The organism is Burkholderia sp. MS389, assembly GCF_016899425.1.
In the GTDB taxonomy this organism is placed as follows: Bacteria; Pseudomonadota; Gammaproteobacteria; order Burkholderiales; family Burkholderiaceae; genus Burkholderia; species Burkholderia sola.
Genome location: NZ_CP045995.1, coordinates 320,136 through 344,660, shown reverse-complemented (window position 1 = coordinate 344,660; position 24,525 = coordinate 320,136). Strand labels below are relative to the sequence as shown.

Here is a 24,525-nt window from a genome sequence, read left to right as displayed (position 1 = left end):
CGCTCGCGCCGCGCGCATCACGCGTCCGGCTCGGTCGCGTCGGGCACCGATACGCCGGTGCATGACTGAATGGTCGCCGCGAGAATCATGCGTTGCCGGTTGGCGGGCAGGCAAACGTCGCTCGAGCGCGGACGGAACACGCGATCGCCGCGCGCGATCGCGCTTCCCGTCAACGCGCAGACCGCCGGTTCGCGTGCGCGGCTGCGGCACCAGATCTGCTCGGTATACCGTCCCGAACGCGAGTCGCTCCATGAAACGGTGATCATGGACGACGACAGGCACTCGATCACCTCGATCGCGTCAAGCGGGGCTTCACGTGCGCGCGTGTCGTCGTCGTCGCACCGGCGCCGGCCGAAGCGGCGCGACTTGTATCGCGTGCGCTGCGCTTGCCGGCAAACATCGCGTTGCTCCAGCGAAGGATCGAGGACATTGATCAACGTGCGAATCATGATGTCCGCTTCAGGCAGGGTCGCCATCATCGTTTCTCCCATCCGGTCGTGTCGGTCGTATCGGTCGTGTGAAAGCGGACGCACGCAAGCGGCCACGGCGGTGCGTCCGGCCGTCGCTCAGGCGCCGCCTTCCGAGCGCAGCGTGATCCGGCTGTTCACCGCCGTGACGCCGCGTACCTTCCGCGCCGCCTCGACCGCCAGATGATCGAGGTCTTCGCTTTCGACCTGGCCCGTCAGCGTCACGCGTCCGGTCGACGCGTTGCCGAACACGACGATCGGCTTCCCTTCAAGCCCCTTCGTATGGGACAGTGCCTTCTGCACCGACCGCGAGAACGTGCGATTGGCCGCACGGACCGCCTTCTTCGACGTGCCGGCCGCCGGCGTCGTCGTGAGCGCGGCATCCGCGCCGGCCGTATCGGGTCGTTCGTCCGCGAACGCGCGCAGGTTCATGCCGGCGATCAGGGCGACGGCGAGGCCGCCGGTGACGACGATGTGTCGGAGTTTCATGATGGGTTCCTTGGATGTCTGGTATCGGATCGACAAGCACGTGTGTTCCGGCGACCTGCGTCGTCACGATGCGCACGCATCACGTCCGCGCCGCGTCGCGATTCCGACTCGCTGACGGGTCGGTCGAGCCGTCGTCAACGTGAATCGTGTACCGGTGAAGCGAGCATAAGGTGACGCGTCGGCGTGCTCCATAGCATCTGCAGCTAGCCGCCTGACGCGTCGGCATGAGTCGCCGCATACGTTCGTATAGGCAGCCGGTCCGTTTCCCCCCTGCCCCTTCCCGCGACGTGCACCGGTCGCGCACCGATTCACGCCCCGACACATCGCGCCCGTGCCCGCTCACATCGAAGAAACCGGCAGTGTCACCGTGGCCCGCGTGCCGCCGTGCTCGCGCGGCGCAAGTTCCAGCTGCCCGTTGTGCGCTTCAACGATGGACTTGCAGATGGACAGCCCCATGCCCATTCCGTGCGGCTTGGTGGTGAACAGCGGTTCGAACAGGCGCGCGGCCACCTGCGGATCGAAGCCGTCGCCGTTGTCGTCGATCCGGATGCGCACGAGGTTCCGCTCCAATTCGCATGTCAGCACGATGACACGCTTTCCTTCAGGTGTACCAATCATCGATTCCGCGCCGTTCATCAGCAGGCTGATGATGGCCTGCTGCAGCGGCACGCGTTCGCCGCGCATCGGTATCGCCGACGCACATCCGTCGACGCGCAGGTTCACCTTCATCGCGTCCAGCGTGCTTTCGAGTATCTCCGCCGCCTCGCGCAGCGCATCGGCGAGGTCGAACACGGCGAACACGGGCGCCGTGCGCCGTGCCCTGGCGCGCAGCGCACCGATGATGGTCCGCGCCCGCACCGTGCACGCACAGATGTGCGCAAGCATCTCGCGGGCGGCTTCGATGTTCGGCGCGCCGCGGTCGAGCCATTTCAGCCCGGCACGCGCGGACGTGTCGATCGCCGTGACGGGCTGGGCGACCTCGTGCACGATCGACGCCGCAAGCTCTCCGTACGCGGTCAGCCGACTGGTGCGGTCCATTTCGGACTGGGTTTCGCGCATCGCGGCTTCGACGCTGCCCACGCGTGCGCGCTGCGCGTCCAGCTCGTCGCGCAGCCGAAGATTCTCCAGCACGCATCCGGCATGCGGCGCAATGATCTCGACCAGTGCGGCCTTCGCCGGCGTAAACATGCCCGGCAGGTCGCCATGCTCGAGATACAGCGCACCGATCAGTTCACCATTGCACCGTATCGGCACGCAGATCACCGAGCGCGGCTTGCGGCGGCGCACATAGTCGTCCGTTCGCCAATGGTCGGCGGCGCACGCATCGCGCAGCACCAGGCCGTTGCGCAGGTGCACGGCGGCGGCAATGATCGGCACGGGCAGCCGGTCGACCGACCGCCGCTCGGTGTGCGGTCCGTTCGCGGCCGTCGCGACGGCGGCTGCCTCCCAGCCGCCGTCGCGCAGCACCGCGATCACGCCCCACGTTGCCCCCGCCCCCCGCAGCGCCGACTCGAGCAGTGTCGCGACGCGCGTCGCGGGCGAAGCCTCGTGCGCCATTGCGCGCGAGACGTCGTGCAACACGTGCACGTCGATCGACAGCAGCGATCGAGGCATGAGTTCGTCGAAGGCCGGGCCCGCTTCGGCGCCACCCGGATCGACGCGCGATTTCCATGGCGTCCGCGCAGCGAGCGCGCTGCAGACATCGTCGAGTTCGTTGTTCATGGGTCTATCTCCTGCTTGCCGGCATCGGCCTCTGCCAACCTGAAATCAACATTTCATGTAGTGAGTACTCCACAAACGAATGGTAGCAGCAGTTTCTCAAAATAAAAATGTGAAGATAGCGTTCACGCCTCCTCCATGCGTGCCGATACGTCGGACACGACTCCCACAACCCCTTGAATCAATTACCTATTCATGATTTGTTGCGAACCCGTCGAGAGTTCCGTAGAATCCCGAATTCATGTAGCGTTCCCTGTACGAAAGTTCGAGGAATGCCGCTGTTCCAGGTTTCTTTCAGGCGGCAGGACGAGGTTGCCGGCCGCCATAGGAGCGGTATGACTCAAGCAACAAAAGCCAAGACGGTGCGCGGAACCGGTGTCCGGGAGGCAGCGGCACAGGAAACCCGCGACAAGATCCTGCGCGCGGCGACCAAGGTCTTCGCGCGCTACGGCTACGAAGGCGGCAGCGTGGAGCGGATCTCCAGGCTGGCGAAATCCTATGACCGGATGATCTATTACTACTACGGGAGCAAGGAGGGCCTGTTCGTCGCGGTGCTGGAAGGCATCTATCGGCGCATGGACGAGGCGGAGCTCAAGATGGCGCCGGATCCGTCGAATCCCGTGGAAGCGCTCAAGACCGTGATTCGCTTCAAGCTGGACTACTATTGGCGCAATCCCGATTTCATCACGCTGCTCAACACCGAGAACCTGCACCAGGGCAAGCATTTGGCCAGGCTCGAACGCCGGGGCGAATATTCGTCGCATGCGGTGCAGATCGTGGCCAGGATTCTCGAAAACGGCGCCGAACAAGGATTGTTCCGCACGGAACTGAACGCGCGCGACGTTTTCCTGCTGATCATTTCGGCAGCGTATTTTTATACGTCGAACCGCCACACGTTGTCCGCGTTCCTCGGCGAGGAACTGAATGCGCCGGAGGCCGTGCGCCGATGGGAAGCGTTCGTCATCGACAGCGTGCTGCGGGTCGTTCGCAAGGATCCGCCGATCGGCGATTGAGCGTGTGCCGGCGCCGATGTCGCCCCGCGTGACCATGACGATGCAGACACCTTGAAATGAACTACGTTCGCGCCACTACCCTCGACGAAGCGCTCGGTACGCTCGCGGCGCAGCCGCGGCCGCGCATCGTGTGCGGGGCCACCGACGCATTTGCCGATATCGGGCTCGTGCCGGCGCGCTCGGCATGGCTGGATATCAGCCGCGTCGACGCGCTGCGCGGCATCGAGCTGAACGACGGCGTCGCCCGTATCGGTGCGGCCGCCACGTGGGACGCCATCGCGCGCACGGCATGGCTGCCCGTGGCGCTCACGGACGCAGCCGCGTCGATCGGCCCCCGGCAGATTCGCGTGCAGGGCACGATCGGCGGGAACGTGTGCCATGCGTCCGCCGTCGCGGACGGCATCCCCGCGCTGCTGGCGCTCGATGCGAGCGTCGAACTGGCCAGCGTGCGCGGCATGCGCCGCTTGCCGTTGGCCGAATTCCTGCTGGGCAACCGCCGGACCGCGCTGGACGCCGACGAATTGCTGGTGGCGCTGCGGTTTGCGCAACCCCGCGCGCACGCGCGTACGTCGTTCATCAAGTGCACGAATCGCGACGGCGCGGCGATCGCCGTGGTGTCGGCCGCCGCGCAGTTGCGCGTGTGCGCCGCGGGGACGATCGAGGCGGCCGCCGTTGCCGTCGGCGGCGCCTCCGACGTTGCGCGCCGGATGCAGGTGCTCGAAAATGCACTGACGGGCCGGCGGCGCGACGAACTGGCCGACGTGCTTGCAACGTCGCCGCTGGACGAGCTGTCCCCGGCCGACGACTGCCGGGCGACCGCCCTGCATCGCCTTCATCTCGCGCGGCTGGCCATCTCGCGCGCTTTCACATGCTGCATCGAGGAGAACGCACGTGGCGCATCCGCAGCCTGACCCGCTTGCCGACGTTCGCGAAACGATCGCGGGCGGCGGCCCGGCGATTTCGCCGGAACCGGACTGGTTCGACCTCAACGGCACGCGGCGCCCCCTGCCGGCGGACCGCTCGCAGCGCCTCGTCGACCATCTGCGTGCGGACCTGCGCCAGTTCGGCACCAAGGAAGGCTGCCGCCAGGGCGATTGCGGCAGTTGCACGGTGATCGTCGACGGCGACGCACGCTATGCATGCCTGATCCCGGTCGGGCAGATCGCGGGGCGCCGTGTCGTCACCGTCGAAGGTCTTGCCGACGGCACGCGATGCGGCAGCCGCCTGCAGCAGGCGTTTCTCGCCCATCAGGCGGTGCAATGCGGTTTCTGCACGCCCGGCATGCTCACCGCGGCGGCGGCGGCCATCGACGCCGGCGAAGTCAGCGACCGCGCCGGTGCGCGGGCCGCGATCGACGGCGTGCTGTGTCGCTGCACCGGCTATCAGAAGATCGTCGACGCGGTGACCGAAGTCGGATGCGGCGCCGCCGCACGGTGCCGCACGCCCGCGCCGGCCGAAGGGCCGTCCGTCGGCGTCCCGCTCACGCGTCTCGACGGCCCCGAAAAAGTCGACGGCAGCCAGCGATTCGGCGCCGACGACTACCCGGCCGACAGCCTGTTCGTGCGCGCGGTGCGTTGCCCGCATCACCGCGCACGTTTCGCGTTCGGCGACCTCGCCGCATTCGTCGACGCGCATCCGGGCGTGCATCGCGTCCTCACCCACGCCGACGTGCCGGGCATGAATCTGCACGGCGTCGCGACGCCGTACGCGGACCAGCCGGTCCTTCCGGATACCGAGACACGCCACCATCTCGAGGCGGTCGCGCTGGTGGTCGGCGAGCGCGCCGCGCTCGCGGCGCTCGATTTCGACCGCTTTCCGGTGCGGTGGGCGCCGCTGACGCCGGTTCTCGCGATCGCCGACGCCGTGCTGGACGACAGTCCGCAGCTGCACGCCGATCGCCCCGGCAACGTGCTGATCGAGGGCGTGGTGCGCCGCGGCGACCCGGAGCGCGCGATACAGGATGCCCGTCACGTCGTCAGCGCAACGTTCCAGTCCAGTTTCGTCGAGCATGCGTACCTCGAGCCGGAAGCCGGCTGGGCGCGACGCGTGGGCAACGTGATCGAAATCCATTCGTCGACGCAGGCGCCGCATCCGCATCGCGCCGACCTCGCGCGCATTCTCGGCGTGGCGCCGGAACAGGTGCGCGTCGTGGCGACCGCGGTCGGCGGCGGCTTCGGCGGCAAGCTCGACATGACGGTCCAGCCGCTGCTCGCGATCGCGGCCTGGCATCTCGACCGGCCCGTCGCGATGGCGTTCTCGCGCGAGGAATCGATGGCCACGTCGACCAAGCGCCATCCCGGCCGCATGACGTCCAGCATCGCCGCCGATGCCGATGGGCGGCTGCGCGCGGTGACGTTCGAAGGCGACTACAACACCGGCGCGTTCGCGTCCTGGGGGACGGCCGTCGCGAATCGCGTACCGGTGCATGCGGGCGGCCCGTACGTGATTCCGCACTACGCGGCGCACACGCGCGCGATTCATACGCACGTCACGCCGGCCGGCGCTTTCCGCGGCTTCGGCGTGCCGCAGACGACGATGTCGCAGGAACAGCTGATCGACGAGCTGGCGTTCGCGGCGGGCATCGATCCACTCGAGTTCCGCGCGCTGAATGCGTTGCGCCCCGGCGATACGCTGCCGACCGGACAAGTGCTCGACGACAGCGTCGGCCTCGTCGCATGCCTCGATGCGCTGCGTCCGGCGTGGCGTGACGCGCATGCGCGGATCGCGACGCTGAATGCGGCGGCGCCCGGCCACATTCGTCATGGCGTCGGCGTCGCGGCGTTCTTTTACGGCTGCGGCAACACCGCATTGCCGAATCCGTCGACGGTCCGCTTCGGCATCCGGCGCGACGGCACGATCGTCCTGCACCAGGGTGCGGTGGATGCCGGCCAGGGCGCGAACACGGTCATTCCGCAAATCGCGGCCGACGCGCTGGGCGTACCGGTCGACCGGCTGCGATTCGTCGGCCCGGATACCGCGCTGTCGCCCGATTGCGGCCGCACGTCGGCGTCGCGGCAGACCTTCATCACCGGTCGCGCGGCCTTCCTTGCCGGCTCCGCGCTGCGCCACCGGCTGCTCGCGTTCGCCGGCGCGGCGTCCGATGCGCGGATTTCGTCCGATGCGCGCGGCATCGCCGTCGACGGCCATCCGGTGGATCTGCGGACGCTGCCCGTCGATGCGCACGGCTACGTGATCGCGGCCGAGGAGCGCTTCGATCCGCCGACCACGTCGCTCGATGCGTCGGGGCAAGGCACGCCTTATGCAACCTACGCGTTCGGCGCGCAGATGGCGGAGGTCGCGGTGGACCGCGAAAGCGGGCGCGTGCGCGTACTCAAGGTCGTGGCCGCGCACGACGTCGGCAGGATGGTCAATCCGACGCTGCTCGAAGGACAGGTCGAAGGCGCGGTCGCGCAAGGCATCGGCATGGCGCTGATGGAGAAGTACCACCCCGGCCGATACAACAATCTGCACGACTACGTGATTCCGACCGTGCACGACATGCCCGACGTGCAGTCGATCTTCGTCGAGGCGCCGACGGCCGTCGGCCCGTACGGCGCGAAAGGCATCGGCGAGCCGGCGCTCGTGCCGACGGCCGCGGCCATCCTGAACGCGATCCATCACGCGACCGGCGTACGCATCCGCGAAGCGCCGGCCACGCCGGACGTCGTGCGGCGCGCACTCGCGACCGGCAAACGCCCTTCCGCGCTTCGATAGCGCCATCCCTACTTCACGAACAACAACAATGACGACAACGAGAGATGCCGACGAAGCCGCGCTGCGAATCGTGCCGCGCGCGTCGTGGTACGCCGAACTCGATTCCGCGGGCAAGCGCGCGTTCAAGGCGGCGTTCGCCGGCTGGGCGACCGATGCGTTCGACTTCATGGTGTTCAGCTTCGTGCTGGCTTCGCTGATCGACCTGTGGGGCCTCGATCGCGGCAAGGCCGGCCTGTTGAGCACCGTGACGCTGATTTTCTCGTCCGTGGGCGGCTGGATCGCGGGCATCCTCGCGGATCGATACGGACGGGTCAAGGTATTGCAGGGGACGATCCTGTGGTTCTCCGTCTGCACGCTGGCAATCGGTTTCGCGCAGAACTTCGAGCAGATCTTCGTGCTGCGCGCGCTGCAAGGGCTCGGCTTCGGCGGCGAATGGGCCGTCGGCGCCGTGCTGATCGGCGAGATCGTCGCACCCGCCCATCGCGGCAAAGCGGTCGGCCTCGTGCAGAGCGGCTGGGCCATCGGCTGGGGCGGCGCGGCGATTCTCTACAGCATCGCGTTTTCGGTCCTTCCCGAGTCGCTGGCCTGGCGCAGCCTGTTCTGGGTGGGTATCGTGCCCGCCCTGCTCGTCCTGTACGTACGCAAGCACGTACCCGAACCGGAAGTGTTCGTGCAGGCGGACGCCGCCCGCAAACAAGGCGCAGGCCAGCCGTCGGTGTGGGCGATCTTCTCGCGCGCGCACGCACGGCGCACGGTGCTGGCCGCGCTGCTCTGCACCGGCATCCAGGGCGGCTTCTATGCGATGTCGACGTGGCTGCCGGCCTTTCTCAAGATCGAGCGACACCTGTCGGTGCTCGATACGGGCGCCTATCTGTTCGTGATCATCGTCGGGTCGTTTTGCGGCTATGTCGTCGGCGCGTATCTTTCCGACTGGTGGGGACGCCGACGCAACTTCATGCTGTTCTCCGCGCTCTCCCTCGTGTCGGTGTGCGCGTACCTGACCGTCCCGCTGTCGAATGCACAGATGCTGTGGCTCGGCTTTCCGCTCGGCTTTTCGTCATGCGGCATCTTCAGCGGCGTCGGCGCGTACCTGACGGAACTGTATCCGTCGACTTTCCGCGCCAATGCGCAAAGCTTCACCTACAACTTCGGACGCGGCATCGGCGCGCTGTTCCCGAGTCTCGTCGGGATGCTGAGCCATTCGCTCGGCCTCGCGCTGGCCATCGCGATCTTTTCCGGCGCAGCCTATGGCGTGGTGCTGCTCGCCGTCCTGCTGCTGCCGGAGACGAAGGCGACGTCGCTTTGAATGCCGGACGCGGCTGCGGCCGCTAGCCGCGAACAGCCGCCGCGCGGTCGACTTCCGGTATGCTGATCCAAGCGAAATCCCGGGAATCAAGGTAACCACTGCGATGGACATCGCGATCCGCATCGAAGGCCGTCACGACCTGACGGGGCAAATCTTCCGGCAACTGCGCACGGCGATCGTCGACGGGCGGCTCGAAGGCGGCGCGCGGCTGCCGTCGACGCGCGACCTCGCGAAACAGCTCGGCGTGTCGCGCAAGACGACGCTCGACGCGTTCGAGCGCCTCGTCGCCGAGGGCTACCTGACGACGCGCGCGGGCGACGGCACGTTCGTCGCCCGCGGCCTCGCGCGCGTGCCGCATGCCGCGGCAACGTCGGCGCCGTCGATCGTCGACGAGATGCCGCGCATCGACGCGGTCGATGCACGCGCGCTGTGGAACGACCTGCCCGACGCGCTCGCGATGCCCGCGCCGCAGGACGCGCCCGGCTTCGACTTTCGCGGCGGCGTGACCGACAAGACGCTGTTCCCGTTCGACGCCTGGCGGCGCTGCCTGCATCACGCGCTGCGCCAGCAGGCGCGCGGGCCCGGCCAGTACCACGACCCGGCCGGCGATCCGCAGTTGCGCGGTGCGATCGCGCGCTACGTCGGATTCAGCCGCGCGGTCGCCTGCAGCTGGGACGACGTGCTCGTCACGCAAGGCGCGCAACAGGCGCTCGACCTGCTCGCGCGCGTCGTCGTGCGGCCGGGCGACGTCGTCGCGGTCGAGGATCCCGGCTATCCGCCCGCGCGCGCCGCGTTCGCGTCGCTCGGCGCGACGGTGATCGGCGTGCCGGTCGACGCGCAGGGCCTCGTCACGGAACGGCTGCCCGACGACGCACGGCTCGTCTACGTGACGCCGTCGCATCAGTTCCCGCTCGGCATGCCGATGACGCTCGATCGCCGCGTCGCGCTGCTCGAATGGGCGCAGCGCCGCCGCGCGGTGATCATCGAGGACGACTACGACGGCGAATTCCGCTTCGAAGGCCGGCCGGTCGAATCGCTGAAGAGCCTCGACCGCACGGGCCTCGTCGCGTACGTCGGCACGTTCTCGAAGACCATCTTTCCCGAGCTGCGGATCGGCTACGCGATTCCGCCGCGCGCGCTGCGCGGCGCGCTGGCCAAGGCGAAGCAGATCGTCGACTGGCACACGTGCACGCTGACGCAGGCGGCGCTCGCGCGCTTCATGCTCGAAGGCGATTTCGCGCGGCACCTGAAGCGCGTGCAGAAGCACTACGACGCGCGTCGCAAGATGCTGATCGCGCACCTGCGCGGCGAACTCGCGCCGTGGTTCGACGCGATCGTGCCGACCGCCGGCATCCATCTCGCCGCGCACCTGAAACCGGGGCTCGACGAAGCGGCGCTGGTCCGCGCGGCGCGCGCGCAGGACATCGGCCTGTACGGGATCTCGGCGTTTCACGTGGGCGGGCCGGTGCGCCCGGGGCTGCTGTTCGGCTATGGCGGGATCGACGCGCTGCGCATCGACACGGCGCTCGCGAAGCTGGCCGGCTTGCTCGATGCCGGCATCGCGGGCGGCCCGCCACTGGTTACCTGAATTTCCGTGGAATTGGCTATTCAAGCAGGCCAGTACGGCTCTTAAAGTGGGTCCTGTCGCGCCACTCCGGCGCACCCAACCGAAAAGGACCTGCCATGCAACCGCGCCTGAACTTCTATGCCGCCAGCCCGAATGCGATCAAGGTGATGCGCAACGCCGAGGAATTCCTCGCGAAGAGCTCGATCGAGAAGCCGCTCGCCGAACTCGTCCGCCTGCGCGCGTCGCAGATCAACGGCTGCGCGTTCTGCGTCGACATGCACACGACCGACGCGCGCAAGGGCGGCGAAACCGACCGCCGTCTCGCGACCGTCGTCACGTGGCGCGAAACGCCGTTCTTCACCGAGCGCGAACGCGCTGCACTGGAATGGACCGAGGCGCTGACGCTGGTGGCCAGCAACCACGTGCCCGACGCCGTCTGGGAAGCCGTGAAGCCGCACTTCACCGACGAGGAGCTGTTCGACCTGTCGATGCTGATCGCGACGATCAACGCGTGGAACCGCTTCGCGATCGCGTTCCGCAAGATGCCCGAGTAAGGCGCCGACGATGATCCGTTCCCCGCTCCATCGCGTCGCGCTGTGCGCCGGGCTCGTGCTCGCCGCGGCGCTGCCGGCCGCCGCTCACGCGCACGACGCCGACGACAGCGTGCACGCGATCATGCAGCAGGCCGTGCCCGAAGCGCCCGGCAAGCTCGCTGTCGTCGCGACGGTCGACTATGCGCCCGGTCAGGTGTCCGAACCGCACCGGCATCTCGGCTCGGTGTTCGCCGTCGTGTCGAAAGGCGAAGTGCTGTCGCAGGTGAACGACGGCCCGCTGCGCCGCTATCGCGCCGGCGAAGGCTGGTACGAACCGCCCGGCTCGCGCCATCAGGTGTCGCGCAACGCGAGCGCGACCGAGCCCGCGCAACTCGTCGTGTTCGGGCTGACGGGCGAGCATCAGCCGCTGAAGTCGCCGATCGATCAGTGATGCCGGAACGGGCGCGGGCGCGACAGGGCCCGCGCCCGTGTGCCGCGCGCTCGCCCGCCGGTTTTCCGCCTGCGTTCGCTGTCCGGCTGTTTTCCGCCTGTTTTCCCGCCCTTTCTCGTTAGCCGCTTCCTACATTCCGGCGCGGGTGCCCTGCCCGCCGTCGCGTCGCCCCCCCCGCTCGTCCACGCCGCTGCTTGCCGTTCCCCTGATCGCGATCAACGCACGCGCGGATCCTTCCTTGAAATTAACTAACCCATCAATTAGCGTCATCTGCATGAACGCGAAATCCGCCGTCGCCCGGCCGCGCGGGCGCCGCCCGTCGGTGGACGATTTCGACCTGCGCGACCACATGCTCGACGTCGCGACGCAACTGTTCGCCGAACGCGGCATCGCCGCGACGACCGTCGCGCAGATCGCCGCCGCTGCCGGCGTCACGTCCGCGATGGTCCACTACTATTTCACGAATCGCGAGCAGCTGCTCGACGCGATCGTCGACGAGCGGATCGCGCACGCCATCGCGTTCGTGTGGCGGCCGACCGACCCGCCCGCCGACGACCCGTTCGCGCTCGCCGCCGAACTCGTCGACCGCTTCTTCGACGTGACGGGCCGGATGCCGTGGCTGCCGTCGATCTGGCTGCGCGAGATCGTCCACGAAGGCGGATTGCTGCGCGAACGGATGATCCGCCGCATTCCGCTCGAGCACGTCGGACACCTCGCCGAACGCATTCGCGCCGCCCAGCGGGCCGGCACGCTGAATCCCGCGCTCGAACCCGCGTTCCTGTTCCATTCGATCGTCGCGCTCGTGATGCTGCCGCTCGCGACCGCGAAGCTGTGGCAAAGCGCGCGCGGCCTGCCGCCGATCGACCGCGACGTGCTGCACCGGCATGTCCGCGCGCTGCTGGATTCGGGCATGCGGCCGCCCGCTGCCGCCCCTCGCGCACGCACGCGCGCGCCGCGGAGGCCGTCGTGAACGCGGCGCGCACCTGGCCGCTCGCGCTGGGCGCGGCCGTCGCGCTGCTCGCCGGCTGCGGCCGCCAGACCGATCGCACGCCGACGTATCAAGGCTACGTCGAAGGCGAATTCGTGTACCTGTCGTCGTCGCAATCGGGCACGCTGACGCAGCTGTCGGTCGAGCGCGGCCAGGCAGTCGCCGCCGGCGCGCCCGCGTTCTCGCTCGAGGCCGTCAACGAAACGGCCGCGCTGCAGCAGGCGCGGCATCAGTTCGACGCGGCGCGTGCGCAGCTCGCCGATCTGCAGACCGGCAAGCGCCCGCCCGAAGTGAACGTGACGAAGGCCCAGCTCGCGCAGGCGGCCGCCCAGGCCGCGCGCGCCGCTGCGCAGCTCGCCCGCGACGAACGCCAGTACGCGGCGGGCGGCATCTCGAAGCAGCAGCTCGACGATGCGCGCACGGCCGCGCAGACCACCGCCGCGCAGATGCGCGAGCTGCGAAGCCAGGTCGACGTCGCGCGCCTGCCGGGCCGCGCGCAACAGGTTGCCGCGCAGGCCGCGCAGGTCGACGCCGCGCAGGCGGCCGTGGCCGAGGCGCAATGGAAGCTCGACCAGAAGCGCGTCGCCGTGCCGGCGGCCGGGCGCGTGTACGACACGCTGTACCGCGTCGGCGAATGGGTGCAGGCCGGCAATCCGGTCGTGCAGATGCTGCCGCCGCAGAACCTGAAGGTGCGCTTCTTCGTGCCGGAGGCCGCCGTCGGTTCGCTCGCGCCGGGCCGCGCGGTCGCGATCCATTGCGACGGCTGCGCGGCCGACGTGCCCGCACGCATCACCTACGTGTCGAGCGAAGCCGAATACACGCCGCCCGTGATCTACAGCAACGAGAGCCGGAGCAAGCTCGTGTTCATGATCGAGGCACTCCCCGCCGCGGCCGACGCATCGAAGCTGCGCCCGGGCCAGCCCGTCGCCGTGAGGGTGCCGTGAACGCGTCGCCAGCCCCGTATGCGATCGACGTCGAGCGCCTGAACAAGCGTTTCGGCGACAAGCACGTCGTGAAGGACGTATCGCTGCGCGTCGCGCGCGGCGAGATCTTCGGCTTTCTCGGGCCGAACGGCAGCGGCAAGACCACGTCGATCCGGATGATGTGCGGCCTGCTGACACCCGATTCGGGCAGCGGCACCTGCCTCGGCTACGACATCGTGCGCGACAGCACGCAGATCAAGCGCCGCGTCGGCTACATGACGCAGCGCTTCTCGTACTGGGAGGACCTGTCGATCCGCGAGAATCTCGACTTCGTCGCGCGCGTGTACGGGATGGCCGACCGCAAGGCCGCCGTCTCGCGCGCGCTCGACGGGCTCGGCCTCGCGAGCCGCGCGGACCAGCTCACCGGTGCGCTGTCGGGCGGCTGGAAACAGCGCCTCGCGCTTGCCGCGTGCATGCTGCACGAGCCCGAACTGCTGCTGCTCGACGAACCGACCGCGGGCGTCGACCCGGCCGCGCGCCGCGATTTCTGGGAAGAATTGCACCGGCTCGCCGCGCAAGGAATCTCGGTGCTCGTCAGCACGCACTACATGGACGAAGCCGAGCGCTGCCACAAGCTCGCGTATATCGCGTACGGCGAATTGCTCGCGCAAGGCACGTCGGCCGAGATCGTCGCATCGCAGGGATTGTCGACCCGCGCGGTCACCGGCGAGCACCTGGCCGAACTGTCCGCGCGACTGCATGCGATGCCGGGCATCGACCAGACCGTCGTGTTCGGCTCCGCGCTGCACGTGAGCGGCCACGACCGCGTCGCGCTCGACGCGACGCTCGCGCAGGTCGCGCGCGACGATGCGGCGCTGCGCATCGCGCCGATCGAGACGGGGCTCGAGGACGTCTTCATCTACATGATGAGCCGCGCGTCCGGCCCGGCCGGCGGAGCGACGCGATGAGACCGTGGGCGCGCCTGCACGAATCGTTCTCGGCCGCGCGCTGGTGGAGCATCGTGCTGAAGGAATTCCTGCAGTTGCGCCGCGACCGCGTGACGTTCGCGATGATCGTCGGCGTGCCGATCATCCAGCTCGCGCTGTTCGGCTTCGCGATCAACACCGATCCGAAGCACCTGCCGACGGCGGTGATCGCCGCCGATCCGAGCCCGTTCACGCGCAGCTTCATTGCCGCCATGCGCAACTCCGCGTATTTCGACATCGTCGAGACCCTGCCCGACGAAGCGGCCGGCCGGCGCGCGCTCGCGCGCGGCGACGTGCTGTTCGTGCTGAGCGTGCCGGCCGATTTCTCGCGCCGGCTGCTGCGCGGCGAACGGCCGTCGCTGCTCGTCGAGGCCGACGCGACCGACCCCGTCGCGACCGCGTCCGCGCTCGGCGCGCTGTCGGGCCTTGCGCAAGCGGTCGCGGCGAAGGACCTGAGCGGGCCGCTCGCGCACCTGAACGGCCGCCCGGCCGCGTTCGGCGTCGTGCTGCACCGGCTGTACAACCCCGAGGGGATCACGCAATACAACGTCGTGCCGGGCCTGATCGGCGTGATCCTGACGATGACGATGGTGATGATGACGGGGCTCGCGATCACGCGCGAACGCGAGCGCGGCACGATGGAGAACCTGCTTGCGACACCGGTGCGGCCGCTCGAGGTGATGACGGGCAAGATCGTGCCGTACGTGTTCATCGGCCTGATCCAGGTGTCGATCATCCTCGCGGCCGCACGCTTCGTGTTCGCGGTGCCGTTCATCGGCAGCCTGCCCGCGATCTACCTCGCCGCGCTGCTGTTCATCGCCGCGAACCTGACGGTCGGCATCACGCTGTCGTCGCTCGCGCAGAACCAGTTGCAGGCGATGCAGCTCGCGGTGTTCTACTTCCTGCCGAACATCCTGCTGTCGGGCTTCATGTTCCCGTTCGCGGGAATGCCGGCGTGGGCGCGGGCGATCGGCAACCTGCTGCCGCTCACCTACTTCAACCGGCTCGTGCGCGGCATCCTGCTGAAAGGCGACGGCTGGGCCGACCTGTGGCCATCGGTGTGGCCGGTCGCGCTGTTCACGGTCGTCGTGATGGGCGTCGCGCTGCGTTTCTACCGGCGCACGCTGGACTAGGCGGCGCGCGATGAAACCGGCTTCGCGTCGCGCGCGCGCCCCCCGCCCGGCCATCGCCGTTTCGCTGGCGGTCGCCTCGTTCGTCGCCGGCTGCGCGGTCGGGCCGGATTTCCGCACGCCGGACGCGCCGGCGACGCAACGCTACACACGCGGCGCACCGCCGGCGACGACGGCCGACGCCGTGCAAACATTCGCGCCGGCCGCGCATGCGCCGGTGCGCTGGTGGACGCGATTCGGCTCCGAACCGCTGAACCGGCTCGTCGATACCGCGTGGCGCAACAGCCCGACGCTCGCCGAAGCGCGCGCGCGGCTCGCCGAAGCGCGACAGAACCATGTGGCGCAAGCCGGCGCGACGATGCTGCCGCGCGTCGACGCGAACCTGTCCGCGACGCGCGAGAAGGTCGACATCGCCGCGTTCGGCCTGCCGGCCAATGTGCCGAACCCGGGGCCGTTCACGTTGTACGACGCATCGGTGAGCGTGTCGTACACGCTCGACGTGTTCGGCGGCAACCGGCGCGCGCTCGAAGCGCTGCGCGCACGGATCGACTACCAGTCGTACACGCTCGACGCGGCGCGCCTGATGCTCGCGGGCAACGTCGTCGCCACCGCGATCCTGCGCGCGTCGCTCGTGCAGCAGATCGCGCTCACGCGGCAGCTCGCCGACGCGCAGGCGCGGCAGTTGCGCATCGTCGAGGCGCGCGCGGCGGCGGGCGGCGTGTCGCAGGCCGACGTCCACGCGCAGCGCACGCTGCTCGCGCAGACGCAGGCGTCGCTGCCGCCGCTCGCGGCACGACTCGCGCAGGCCGACCATCGCCTCGCGATCCTGCTCGGCGCGCCGCCGGCCGATGCCGACCTCCCCGACCTGACGCTCGATGCGCTCGCGCTGCCGCGTGCGTTGCCGATTACGCTGCCGTCGACGCTCGCACGCGAGCGGCCCGACATCCGTGCGGCGGAGGCGATGCTGCATCAGGCGAGCGCGAACATCGGCGTCGCGACCGCGAACCTGTATCCGCGCTTCTCGATCTCGGCCGGCGTCGGCTCCGAACGCACGAGCGTGGCCGACATCGTGAACGGCCTGAATATCTGGAACATCGGCCTCGGTCTCGCCCAGCCGCTCTTTCGCGGCGGCGAGCTGCGGGCGAAGCGACGCGCGGCGCAGGCCGCCTACGACGCGGCGTTTGCGAGCTATCGGTCGATCGTGTTGCAGGCGCTGCAGCAGGTCGCCGACGCGATGCGCGCCGTCGAGCACGATGCCGCCGAATGGCAGGCGCGGGACACGGCCGCGCGGGAGGCGGAAGCCAGCTGGGCGATTGCCGGCGTGCGCTACGCGGCGGGCGGGATCAACGCGTTCGAGCTGCTCGACGCGCAGCGGCAGGCGCTGCAGACGACGCTCGAGCGCACGCGCGCGCAGGCCGACCGGCTCACCGATACGGCCGCGCTGTTTCAGGCGCTGGCGGGAGACTGGGCGGAGCAAACGGCCGCCCCATGAAAAAACCGGCCCGAAGGCCGGTTTTTCATACCGCATGCCGTGAGCGGCGCTCGCGCGCCGCGCGACATCAGAAGCGGTGGATCAGGCCGACGCCGACGCCGATCTGGTTCTGCTTCGAACCCGCGCCCACGCCGTCGCCGATCGACGTCGTTGCCGCGATGACCGCCGCGCCGTTGAGCGTGTTGCCGCTCGCGTGCTGATACGCCTCAACCGCGTACAGGCCCGTGCGCTTCGACAGGCTGTAGTACTGCGACAGCGTGACCTGATGGTACTTGGCCGAGCTCGAGATGCCGTTCGACTCGGTCGCACGCGTGTACGAGTAGCCTGCGGCGAAGTCCCACTGCGGCGATGCCTTCCAGTGCAGCACGGCGCCTGCCGTGTTGAAGATCGCCGTGTTGCGGAACGACGAGCCGACGCCCGGGATGTACTGGACGTTCGAGTACGACGCCGAAATATCCCACGACGGCGTGAACTGGTAACCGGCCGTCACGGCGACGCGCTGTTGCGACTGTGCCGTCTTGTAGCCGTTGTTGATCGACGACACGGCCTGTTCCGCACCGTTGCCGCTCGTGTCCAGACCGTTCTGGGCGGTCGAGTTCGCGCCCCACACACCACCGCCGAGCGTCGAGTTGTTGATCTTCTGGTAGCCGACCGCGATGCCTGCCGGGCCGTTCAGGTACTGGATCGCCGCGCTCCACGTCGAGCCGCGGTTCGTCGCGCCTGCGACGCCGCCGAACGAGTACGAACCGCCGACCGTGAAGCCGTAGAACTTCGGCGACATGTAGACGAGCGAGTTGTTCGCGCGGTAGCTGGTATCCAGCGAATCGATATCGCCCGGGTGCGCGCCGTAGTAGCCGGTCAGCCAGGTCGTCGGGCTGTACGGCGACAGCAGCGTGTAGTACGCCGTGTACTGGCGGCCGGCCGTCAGCGTACCGTACGTGGAGTTGGTCAGGCCAACCCATGCCTGGCGCGTGAAGATGCCGCCCGTCCACTGCGACGAGCCGTTAGCCGTGTTGACGCCGGCTTCCAACTGGAAAATCGCCTTCGTGCCGCCGCCGAGATCTTCGCTGCCCTTCAGGCCGAAGCGGCTGCCTGCCCACACGCCGGTGGACATTTGCACCTTCGAGTGACCGCCCGTGGTCGCACCGACTGCCGACGAGTTGTTCTGCCAGGCGATACCGTTGTCGACGATACCGTACAGGGTCACGCTGCTCTGGGCGTGGGCGGCGGTAGCGGCTGCGAGACCCGCTGCCGTCATGGCAAAAGCGACGCGCTTTTTCATTGATTCTCCGTCCTCAAAGAATGTTTCTTTTCTGGTGTGGTTTTATGACCGACACATGTGCGAGTACATGCCGACGCGATTCTGACGGATTACCGATTGTTTCCCAACATGTGCGGTCGGTCATCGTATGATCGACGCAACGCAGCGGTTCACCAAACGGTTACAAGACAGCCCGAAACGCTTGTGCAGCGGGTGTTTCCGGCATTTGCCGGTGAAAACCCTAGCTTTACATTTTTACGGGTGCAACGCGACCGCCTGATGTCGTCAGACGCCTTCGGCGACAAAACGTCTTACCAATGCGCGTTCGAAGCTGACGCCGCGATTCACGCCGCCGCGCAGGATCGCCGACATTCGTGACACCCACATTTCGAGACACGAAATCATGAAAACGTTTTTAGTCCGCGTGCCGGGAACCGGACGGGTACGGTCCGGCGAACGCGGACCGGGAGGCGATGCCGGCGATCTTCAATGCCGTGGCGCAGAAGCGAGCCGCGCGGACACCGCATCGGCGAGCGCGGTCAGGCGCGCGCGAATCGCCGTGTTCGAACCGACCAGCGCGAGCGACGCCGCCATGATCCGGTAGATACGTTTTCTCGGCACCTTGGCCGGCTTCGCCGGATCGAGCCACGCCGCGTGGCCGGCCAGCAGCTCGAGCGTTTCGAGCCCGATCATGATCGGCCACAGGCACGCGAGCCGCAGCCGCACGAAACGGCGCGGGATCGCGAGTGTATACAGGCAGGCGTCGCGATACTGGTCGAGCGCGGCGCGCAGCAGGTCGACCAGCACGCCGCGCGCGCGTGCCGAATCCTCGGGCCGCATCAGGTCGGCCACCGCGAGCCCGTGCGCGCGCAGCACGTCGTCGGGCAGGTAGCAGCGGCCGATGCGCAGATCCTTCGCGCAGTCGCGCAGGATGTTGGTCATCTGCAGCGCCTTGCCGAAACGGATGCCCTTCTCGCGCATGTCCGCCAGATCCCAGTCGCGCGCGGCGCGCGTGTGCATCCCCGTCATGTCGGTCCAGAATTCGCCGACGCAGCCGGCGACGAGATACGTGTAGCGGTCGAGCATGTCGCGCGTCGGCAGCGAGGCGACCTGCCCCGACTGCTCGTCCGGAAACGTGCGCAGGTCGAATTCCATCCCCGCCGTCAGCGTCGCGACGACCTTGCGGATCGACGCGCGATCGGCCTCCGGCTGCGCGCGCAGCAGCGCGAGCATCGGCTCCATCGAGCCGAGCAGCAGGTGTTCGTGCGAATCGGTCTGCATCCGCGTCACGTCGTCGAGCGAACGCGACAGCGCCGCGCCGTCGCCAAGCCGCTCGACGTCGTCGCGCAGGTCGGTCAGCAGCGCGGCGCGCCGGTCGGGCGCGACAAGGGCCGTGTCGGCGATCGTGTCGGCCGCGCGCGCCAGCAAATACGCCAGGCCGACCGGGTCGCGCATGCCGTCGGGCAGCACGCGCAGCGTCAGGTAGAAGGAGCGGGAAACGTTCTTCAGCAGCTCGCCGAGCAGATAGGCAGGATCGGTATGGGTCGTCATGGGTCGGGAAAAATCGGCCGGCGCGGGCCCCGGACGCACACGGGCGCCGGGCGCCCGCGCCGGCCCGCGAGTCGCCGCATCGTCGCGCCAGGCGGGCGTCGGCCCCGGTGCGGCGATGCAAAATTCCCGCAAGTTTAGTGCATCCGGCGCGCGGGTTCGCTGTGACGGCCGGAATGCGGTGCGCGCCCGCCTGCCGTCGCGCGCGCTACCGTGCGCACCGCCGCCCCAAAACGAAACGGAAAGGTCGAAGTAATACATATGTAATGATTCGATGCGACGATCGCGCACCGTTCGACTCCGCAGCCCGGCGCCCTGCCCGGCCGCCGGCGCGAGCGCCCTTTCCCGACTCCGTTTCGAAGGTTCATCGACATGCCCCTCAAGCGCCCGACCTCCCTGCGCTACGTCCCGTTCGCCTGTGCCGCCGCGTTCCTGCTCGCCGCGTGCGGCGGCGACGACGATCTGACGCGCGATCCCACGCAGCCGATTTCCGCGAAGGTCCAGGTGGTCGGCCATCGCGGCGCAAGCGCGCTGCGCCCCGAACACACGCTCGCGTCGTACCGCAAGGCGATCGAGGACGGCGCCGACGTGATCGAGCCCGACCTCGTGTCGACCCGCGACGGCGTACTCGTCGCGCGCCACGAGAACGAGATCTCGGGCACGACGAACGTGTCGACGCTGCCGCAGTTCGCGAGCCGCAAGGCGACCAAGACGATCGACGGCACGCAGTTGACCGGCTGGTTCACCGAGGATTTCACGCTCGCCGAGCTGAAGACGCTGCGGGCGCGCGAGCGCATCCCGCAGGTGCGCCCGGCCAACACCGCGTACAACGACCAGTTCGAGATTCCGACGTTCGACGAGATCGTCGCGCTCGCGAAACAGATGTCCGCGCAGACCGGCCGCACGATCCACCTGTATCCGGAAACCAAGCATCCGACCTACTTCCAGTCGATCGGCCTGCCGCTCGAGGATCGCCTCGTCGACGCGCTGCTGAAGGATGCGTACACGTCGCGCACGGCGACCGTCTACATCCAGTCGTTCGAGGTCGCGAACCTGAAGACGATCCGCAACCGGATCAAGTCGAGCCAGCCGAACTGGAAGCTCGTGCAGCTGATGGACGAAGCGGGCCAGCGCCCGTACGACTTCGTGAAGGCGAACGACACGCGCACCTACGGCGACCTGTCGACGCGCGACGGGATGCGCGAGATCGCGACCTATGCGAACGGCGTCGGGCCGTACAAGACGTCGATCATCGCGGTCGCCGCGGACGGCACGCTGCAGCAGCCGACGCCGTACGTGCGCCATGCACACGAGGCCGGCCTCGTCGTGCATCCGTACACGTTCCGCCCGGAGAACAACTTCCTGCCCGCATCGCTGAAGGATGGCGGCACGCCGGCCACGCGCAATACGGCCGGCTCGGTGCGCGAGATCCAGGCATACCTGCGCGCGGGCATCGACGGCTTCTTCACCGACGATCCGGCCGTCGGTCGCACGGCCGTCGATACGTTCAAGCGCTGATACCCGGCGCCGACCCGCATCGCGACCGGGCGCCGCGCACGACGTGCCGCGCCCGGTTGCCCCGCGTCGGTCAGATCACGTTGAAGTGGTGCGTGCCGTCCCGCTTCAACTGGTCGACCAGTCCGTACTCCCAGTCGAGATATGCCTGCATCGCGGCGGCCGCATTGTCGGTGCCTTCGTACGGGCGCCGGTAGCGGTCGACGCGCGGCGACGCGAGATGCGTCTCGCCGCTCTCCAGCGGCAGCCCGGCGTCGATCCACGCGGCCGTGCCGCCGGTCAGCACCCGGATCTCGGCCGAGGCCGGCAGCAGCGCGCGCGCGTCGTCCGCCGCGAACCGCGCGAGCAGGCTCGATCCGCACGTGAACACGTAGCGCTTCGCGGGCGGAATCGCCGCCAGCGCGTCGCGCAACTGCGCACGCACGGCAAACCATGCGCCCGGGATATGACGCTTCACGTAGTTCGCGCTGGCCGTCACGTCGACGATCGCGAGCTCGCCCGGCGCGGCTTCCTTCAGCCAGCCGGCGAGCGTCGCGGGCGACACGTCGGCTGCGGGCGGCGTCGCCGGCACGTCGCGCGGCGGCTGGCCGCGCTCGGCGAATGCCGCGGCACCGGCCGGTTCGACGACGCGCACGTCCCAGCCCATCTGCGCGAGCCACGATGCGGTCATGTCCGCGCGCACGCCGTCGTCGTCGGCCAGCACGATCCGCGCGCCGCGCACGGCCGCGTGATGGTCGGTCTCCTGCACGAGTTGGCCGCCCGGCGTGCTCAGGAAGCCCGGCAGGTGGCCGGCTTCGTATTCCTCGGGCGTACGCACGTCGAAGCGGTACAGCGTGCGGCCCGGCTCGTCGAGTGCCGCGACGTCGGCCAGCGCGATGCGCGGCACGCCCGCGCGCTCGGCCACCGCGCGGGCGGCCCGACGCGCGTCGGCGCGCTGCGTCGCGTCGATCTCGTCCGGAAAGCGGCGCGCCGCGCCGCGCTCGAGCGTCTGGCCGGCCAGCGTCCAGCCGATCGTGCCGTTGCGCAGCGCGGCGACCGGGTTCGGCAGTCCCGCGTTGACGAGCGATTGCGTGCCGATGATGCTGCGCGTGCGGCCCGCGCAGTTGACGATCACCTGCGTCCGCGGATCCGGCGCGAGCGCGCGCACGCGCAGCACGAGCTCCGCGCCCGGCACGCTGGTCGACGTCGGGATGTTCATCGTCTGGTACTCGTCGAAGCGGCGCGCGTCGACGATCACGACATCGGCTTTCGCATCGATCAGCGCCTGCACCTCCTGCGCGGACAGCGACGGCGTATGGCGCTCCGCCTCGACCCATTCGCCGAACGACTTGCTCGGCACGTTCACGTCGATGAAGAGCTCGCCGCCCGCCGCGACCCAGCCCGCGAGGCCGCCGTCGAGCAGCCGCACGTCGGTGTAGCCGAGCCGCGCGAGCGTCGCGGCCGCGCGCGGCGCGAGATCCTCGCCACCCGCTTCGCCGAACACGACGACCGGCGTGTCACGGCGCGGAATCCGCGTCCACGCGTCGAGTTCGAGCTTCGACAACGGAAAGTTGGCGGCCCACAGCGGATGGCCCTGTGCATACGGATCTTCCTCGCGTACGTCGATCAGCGCGATCTCGTCGCGGGCCAGCAGGCGTGCGCGTACGTCCTCGTACGACGCGGCGGGAAAACGGGAAGTGGAATCGGCGGATTGCGTCACGATGTCTCTATGTTGAATGCGTTGAAGTCGGTGAAGAAAGCGGAACAAATCAAGCGTGGCCCTGCCCGCGCGCACCCGCAACGGGCCGGGCGTCGCGCGTTCGCGTCAGGCATTCGAATAGCCGGACACGAACGGCTTCACGGTACCGTCGTCCAGGTACACCGCGCGCTCGACCTTGCCGATGTTCGCGCCGTACACGTGGATGCTGATCGATACCTGGTCGGCGAACGCGTTGGTCACGCGGTGCACGTCGCCGATGCGCGGCGACACGGCCTCGACCTCGCCCGGCTGCAGCCGCACGGCGTCGCCCGCGGGCACCGGCTTGCCGGCCGCGTCGAACCGGTACGGCTGCGAGAACTCGCCGCCGCGCAGCATCCCGATCAACCCCCACACCGTGTGGTCGTGGATCGGCGTGGCCTGGCCGGGCCCCCACACGAAGCTGACGACCGAGAAGCGCTCGTCCGGGTCGAGATGCAGCAGGTACTGCCGGTAACGCTCGGGATCGGGCTGCGCGAACGCGTCGGGCAACCAGTCGTCGTGTTCGACGAGCGCGGCAAGCAGCGCGCCGCCCTCGTCGAGAATGCGCGCCTCGTTCGCGCCGGACGCGAGCAGCGCATCCAGCCCCTCGACGAACGGACGCAGCGGCGTCTGCTGCAACGAAAGCGTACTCATCGGCCGGCTCCTCGAATATGATGCGGAATATGATGGATCGTCATGATGCACCCGAAAGACCATGCAGAACAAACATGAAAATTAGCGATATCGACGCTTTTGCAGCGGTCGTCCGCTGCCAGACCCTGAGCCAGGCCGCGGCCGAGCTCGGGATGACGCAGCCCGCGATCACGCGGCGCGTCCAGAATCTCGAGGAAGCGCTCGGCGTGACGCTGCTCGACCGCAACACGAAGCCGCCGCGCCCGACCGACATCGGCCGGCAGGTGTTCGAGCAGTGTCGCGCGATCCTGCGCGAGGTCGACGCGCTGCGCGAACTGACGGCCGGCGAGCAGCCCCCGGCCGGCGAATTCCGGATCGGGCTCACGCAAGGGCTCGGCGAGCTGATGCTGCCGGCGCTCATCGCGGAGCTCGCCGCGCAGTGGCCCGCGCTCGCGACCCAGGTCACGACCGCATGGGGCGGCCTGCTCGTCGAACGCGTCGCCCGCCGCGAACTCGATGCGGCGCTGGTCTTCCTCGCCCGCGAAATGGTGCTGCCGGCGCAGGTCGAGGGTGAACGGTTGCTGGCCACGCGGCTCGTCGCGGTCGGCCGCAAGGGCGACTGGCCGCGACGCAGCTACCGGCTTGCCGATTGCCACGCGCGCGGCTGGGTGCTCAATCCGGACGGCTGCGGCTTTCGTGCGGGCCTGCGGCGCGCGCTCGACGCGCAGGGCCTGCCGATGCCGGTCACGCTCGATGCGTACGGCCGCGACCTGCAACTGCAGAGCGTCGCGAACGGCTTCGGCCTCGGGCTGATGCCGCTGCCGCTCGTCGAAGGCAGCCCGCTGCGCGATGCGCTCGACATCGTGCCGCTCGCCGATTTCAAGCCGCAGATCGACCTGTGGCTGCTGCGCCGGCACGATGCGGCGCGCCTCGACGCGCCGCTGGCGGCCGTCGCCGCGCATGCGCGCACGGCATTCGCGCTGCCCGAGCGATCGCACGACAAGGCCGCCTAACGTGGTGGCGGTGGCTGCGGCCACCGCACAGCGCCTGCCTCCCGCCTCGCCATTTCCGGG

21 protein-coding genes are annotated in these 24,525 nt (G+C 69.0%); 14 read left to right on the top strand and 7 right to left on the bottom strand.

Annotated features, from left to right (window positions below; all coding sequences use genetic code 11):
* Positions 1-17: 17 nt before the first annotated feature.
* The 3 genes from GJG85_RS18055 to GJG85_RS18045 form a co-directional block, all read right to left on the bottom strand.
* Complete coding sequence (locus tag GJG85_RS18055; protein ID WP_050010939.1) at positions 18-476, bottom strand: DUF3331 domain-containing protein; 459 nt, start codon at positions 474-476, stop codon at positions 18-20.
* A 90-nt stretch (positions 477-566) separates the two neighbouring features.
* Positions 567-956, bottom strand: a complete 390-nt coding sequence (locus GJG85_RS18050) for a BON domain-containing protein (protein WP_050010938.1) — start codon at positions 954-956, stop codon at positions 567-569.
* 339 nt (positions 957-1,295) lie between these two features.
* Positions 1,296-2,678, bottom strand: a complete 1,383-nt coding sequence (locus GJG85_RS18045) for an ATP-binding protein (protein ID WP_050010937.1) — start codon at positions 2,676-2,678, stop codon at positions 1,296-1,298.
* Positions 2,679-3,010: 332 nt separating this feature from the next.
* Here GJG85_RS18045 and GJG85_RS18040 point away from each other — a divergent pair, with 332 nt between their 5' ends.
* The 12 genes from GJG85_RS18040 (at position 3,011) to GJG85_RS17985 (ending at position 16,778) form a co-directional block, all read left to right on the top strand.
* The gene (locus GJG85_RS18040; protein WP_050010936.1) at positions 3,011-3,688 is read left to right on the top strand and encodes a TetR family transcriptional regulator; all 678 of its coding nucleotides are present in this window, start codon (positions 3,011-3,013) and stop codon (positions 3,686-3,688) included.
* 56 nt (positions 3,689-3,744) lie between these two features.
* Positions 3,745-4,599 (top strand): FAD binding domain-containing protein, encoded by an 855-nt coding sequence (locus GJG85_RS18035; protein ID WP_050010935.1) that lies wholly within the window; start codon positions 3,745-3,747, stop codon positions 4,597-4,599.
* Positions 4,580-7,402 carry a molybdopterin cofactor-binding domain-containing protein gene (locus tag GJG85_RS18030; RefSeq protein WP_089489319.1) on the top strand — a complete coding sequence of 941 codons (2,823 nt, stop codon included), beginning with the start codon at positions 4,580-4,582 and terminating at the stop codon, positions 7,400-7,402. The genes GJG85_RS18035 and GJG85_RS18030 overlap by 20 nt, the downstream gene beginning before the upstream one ends.
* Before the next feature lie 28 nt (positions 7,403-7,430).
* Positions 7,431-8,708: an MFS transporter gene (locus GJG85_RS18025; protein ID WP_050010933.1), complete on the top strand. Its 1,278-nt coding sequence runs from the start codon at positions 7,431-7,433 to the stop codon at positions 8,706-8,708.
* Between the two features lie 103 nt (positions 8,709-8,811).
* Complete coding sequence (locus tag GJG85_RS18020) at positions 8,812-10,296, top strand: PLP-dependent aminotransferase family protein (protein ID WP_050010932.1); 1,485 nt, start codon at positions 8,812-8,814, stop codon at positions 10,294-10,296.
* 95 nt (positions 10,297-10,391) lie between these two features.
* Positions 10,392-10,829 carry a carboxymuconolactone decarboxylase family protein gene (locus GJG85_RS18015; protein WP_050010931.1) on the top strand — a complete coding sequence of 146 codons (438 nt, stop codon included), beginning with the start codon at positions 10,392-10,394 and terminating at the stop codon, positions 10,827-10,829.
* Positions 10,830-10,839: 10 nt separating this feature from the next.
* Positions 10,840-11,259 (top strand): cupin domain-containing protein, encoded by a 420-nt coding sequence (locus tag GJG85_RS18010; RefSeq protein ID WP_050010930.1) that lies wholly within the window; start codon positions 10,840-10,842, stop codon positions 11,257-11,259.
* Positions 11,260-11,533: 274 nt separating this feature from the next.
* Positions 11,534-12,229 carry a TetR/AcrR family transcriptional regulator gene (locus GJG85_RS18005; RefSeq protein WP_050010929.1) on the top strand — a complete coding sequence of 232 codons (696 nt, stop codon included), beginning with the start codon at positions 11,534-11,536 and terminating at the stop codon, positions 12,227-12,229.
* Entirely contained in the window at positions 12,226-13,191 is a 966-nt protein-coding gene (locus tag GJG85_RS18000; RefSeq protein ID WP_204384243.1) for an HlyD family efflux transporter periplasmic adaptor subunit, read from the top strand. The genes GJG85_RS18005 and GJG85_RS18000 overlap by 4 nt, the downstream gene beginning before the upstream one ends.
* Complete coding sequence (locus tag GJG85_RS17995) at positions 13,188-14,138, top strand: ABC transporter ATP-binding protein (protein ID WP_124638088.1); 951 nt, start codon at positions 13,188-13,190, stop codon at positions 14,136-14,138. Before GJG85_RS18000 ends, GJG85_RS17995 begins: the two co-directional genes overlap by 4 nt.
* Positions 14,135-15,289 carry an ABC transporter permease gene (locus GJG85_RS17990; RefSeq protein WP_050010926.1) on the top strand — a complete coding sequence of 385 codons (1,155 nt, stop codon included), beginning with the start codon at positions 14,135-14,137 and terminating at the stop codon, positions 15,287-15,289. Before GJG85_RS17995 ends, GJG85_RS17990 begins: the two co-directional genes overlap by 4 nt.
* Positions 15,290-15,299: 10 nt before the next feature.
* The gene (locus GJG85_RS17985) at positions 15,300-16,778 is read left to right on the top strand and encodes an efflux transporter outer membrane subunit (protein WP_204384242.1); all 1,479 of its coding nucleotides are present in this window, start codon (positions 15,300-15,302) and stop codon (positions 16,776-16,778) included.
* 67 nt (positions 16,779-16,845) lie between these two features.
* Here the strand turns inward: GJG85_RS17985 and GJG85_RS17980 are convergent, their stop codons facing one another.
* Both GJG85_RS17980 and GJG85_RS17975 read right to left on the bottom strand, forming a co-directional pair.
* Complete coding sequence (locus GJG85_RS17980) at positions 16,846-18,060, bottom strand: porin (RefSeq protein WP_050010924.1); 1,215 nt, start codon at positions 18,058-18,060, stop codon at positions 16,846-16,848.
* A 465-nt stretch (positions 18,061-18,525) separates the two neighbouring features.
* The gene (locus tag GJG85_RS17975; protein WP_124630290.1) at positions 18,526-19,590 is read right to left on the bottom strand and encodes a phytoene/squalene synthase family protein; all 1,065 of its coding nucleotides are present in this window, start codon (positions 19,588-19,590) and stop codon (positions 18,526-18,528) included.
* A 369-nt stretch (positions 19,591-19,959) separates the two neighbouring features.
* Here GJG85_RS17975 and GJG85_RS17970 point away from each other — a divergent pair, with 369 nt between their 5' ends.
* Entirely contained in the window at positions 19,960-21,105 is a 1,146-nt protein-coding gene (locus GJG85_RS17970; protein ID WP_050010922.1) for a glycerophosphodiester phosphodiesterase, read from the top strand.
* A 70-nt stretch (positions 21,106-21,175) separates the two neighbouring features.
* Here the strand turns inward: GJG85_RS17970 and GJG85_RS17965 are convergent, their stop codons facing one another.
* Positions 21,176-22,801, bottom strand: a complete 1,626-nt coding sequence (locus tag GJG85_RS17965) for a rhodanese-related sulfurtransferase (protein ID WP_124638086.1) — start codon at positions 22,799-22,801, stop codon at positions 21,176-21,178.
* 105 nt (positions 22,802-22,906) lie between these two features.
* Positions 22,907-23,473: a cysteine dioxygenase gene (locus GJG85_RS17960; RefSeq protein WP_006482085.1), complete on the bottom strand. Its 567-nt coding sequence runs from the start codon at positions 23,471-23,473 to the stop codon at positions 22,907-22,909.
* Positions 23,474-23,490: 17 nt separating this feature from the next.
* Here GJG85_RS17960 and GJG85_RS17955 point away from each other — a divergent pair, with 17 nt between their 5' ends.
* Positions 23,491-24,465, top strand: a complete 975-nt coding sequence (locus tag GJG85_RS17955) for a LysR family transcriptional regulator (protein ID WP_179233168.1) — start codon at positions 23,491-23,493, stop codon at positions 24,463-24,465.
* The last annotated feature ends 60 nt before the right edge of the window (positions 24,466-24,525 follow it).

Coding starts and splice junctions, on each gene's coding strand:
- GJG85_RS18050 (WP_050010938.1), bottom strand. CDS start 956: ATGAAACTCCGACACATCGTCGTCACCGGCGGCCTCGCCGTCGCCCTG.
- GJG85_RS17980 (WP_050010924.1), bottom strand. CDS start 18,060: ATGAAAAAGCGCGTCGCTTTTGCCATGACGGCAGCGGGTCTCGCAGCC.
- GJG85_RS18045 (WP_050010937.1), bottom strand. CDS start 2,678: ATGAACAACGAACTCGACGATGTCTGCAGCGCGCTCGCTGCGCGGACG.
- GJG85_RS18040 (WP_050010936.1), top strand. CDS start 3,011: ATGACTCAAGCAACAAAAGCCAAGACGGTGCGCGGAACCGGTGTCCGG.
- GJG85_RS17990 (WP_050010926.1), top strand. CDS start 14,135: ATGAGACCGTGGGCGCGCCTGCACGAATCGTTCTCGGCCGCGCGCTGG.
- GJG85_RS18025 (WP_050010933.1), top strand. CDS start 7,431: ATGACGACAACGAGAGATGCCGACGAAGCCGCGCTGCGAATCGTGCCG.
- GJG85_RS17975 (WP_124630290.1), bottom strand. CDS start 19,590: ATGACGACCCATACCGATCCTGCCTATCTGCTCGGCGAGCTGCTGAAG.
- GJG85_RS18015 (WP_050010931.1), top strand. CDS start 10,392: ATGCAACCGCGCCTGAACTTCTATGCCGCCAGCCCGAATGCGATCAAG.
- GJG85_RS18005 (WP_050010929.1), top strand. CDS start 11,534: ATGAACGCGAAATCCGCCGTCGCCCGGCCGCGCGGGCGCCGCCCGTCG.
- GJG85_RS18020 (WP_050010932.1), top strand. CDS start 8,812: ATGGACATCGCGATCCGCATCGAAGGCCGTCACGACCTGACGGGGCAA.
- GJG85_RS18055 (WP_050010939.1), bottom strand. CDS start 476: ATGGCGACCCTGCCTGAAGCGGACATCATGATTCGCACGTTGATCAAT.
- GJG85_RS18035 (WP_050010935.1), top strand. CDS start 3,745: ATGAACTACGTTCGCGCCACTACCCTCGACGAAGCGCTCGGTACGCTC.
- GJG85_RS17985 (WP_204384242.1), top strand. CDS start 15,300: ATGAAACCGGCTTCGCGTCGCGCGCGCGCCCCCCGCCCGGCCATCGCC.
- GJG85_RS17960 (WP_006482085.1), bottom strand. CDS start 23,473: ATGAGTACGCTTTCGTTGCAGCAGACGCCGCTGCGTCCGTTCGTCGAG.
- GJG85_RS17970 (WP_050010922.1), top strand. CDS start 19,960: ATGCCCCTCAAGCGCCCGACCTCCCTGCGCTACGTCCCGTTCGCCTGT.
- GJG85_RS17955 (WP_179233168.1), top strand. CDS start 23,491: ATGATGCGGAATATGATGGATCGTCATGATGCACCCGAAAGACCATGC.
- GJG85_RS18010 (WP_050010930.1), top strand. CDS start 10,840: ATGATCCGTTCCCCGCTCCATCGCGTCGCGCTGTGCGCCGGGCTCGTG.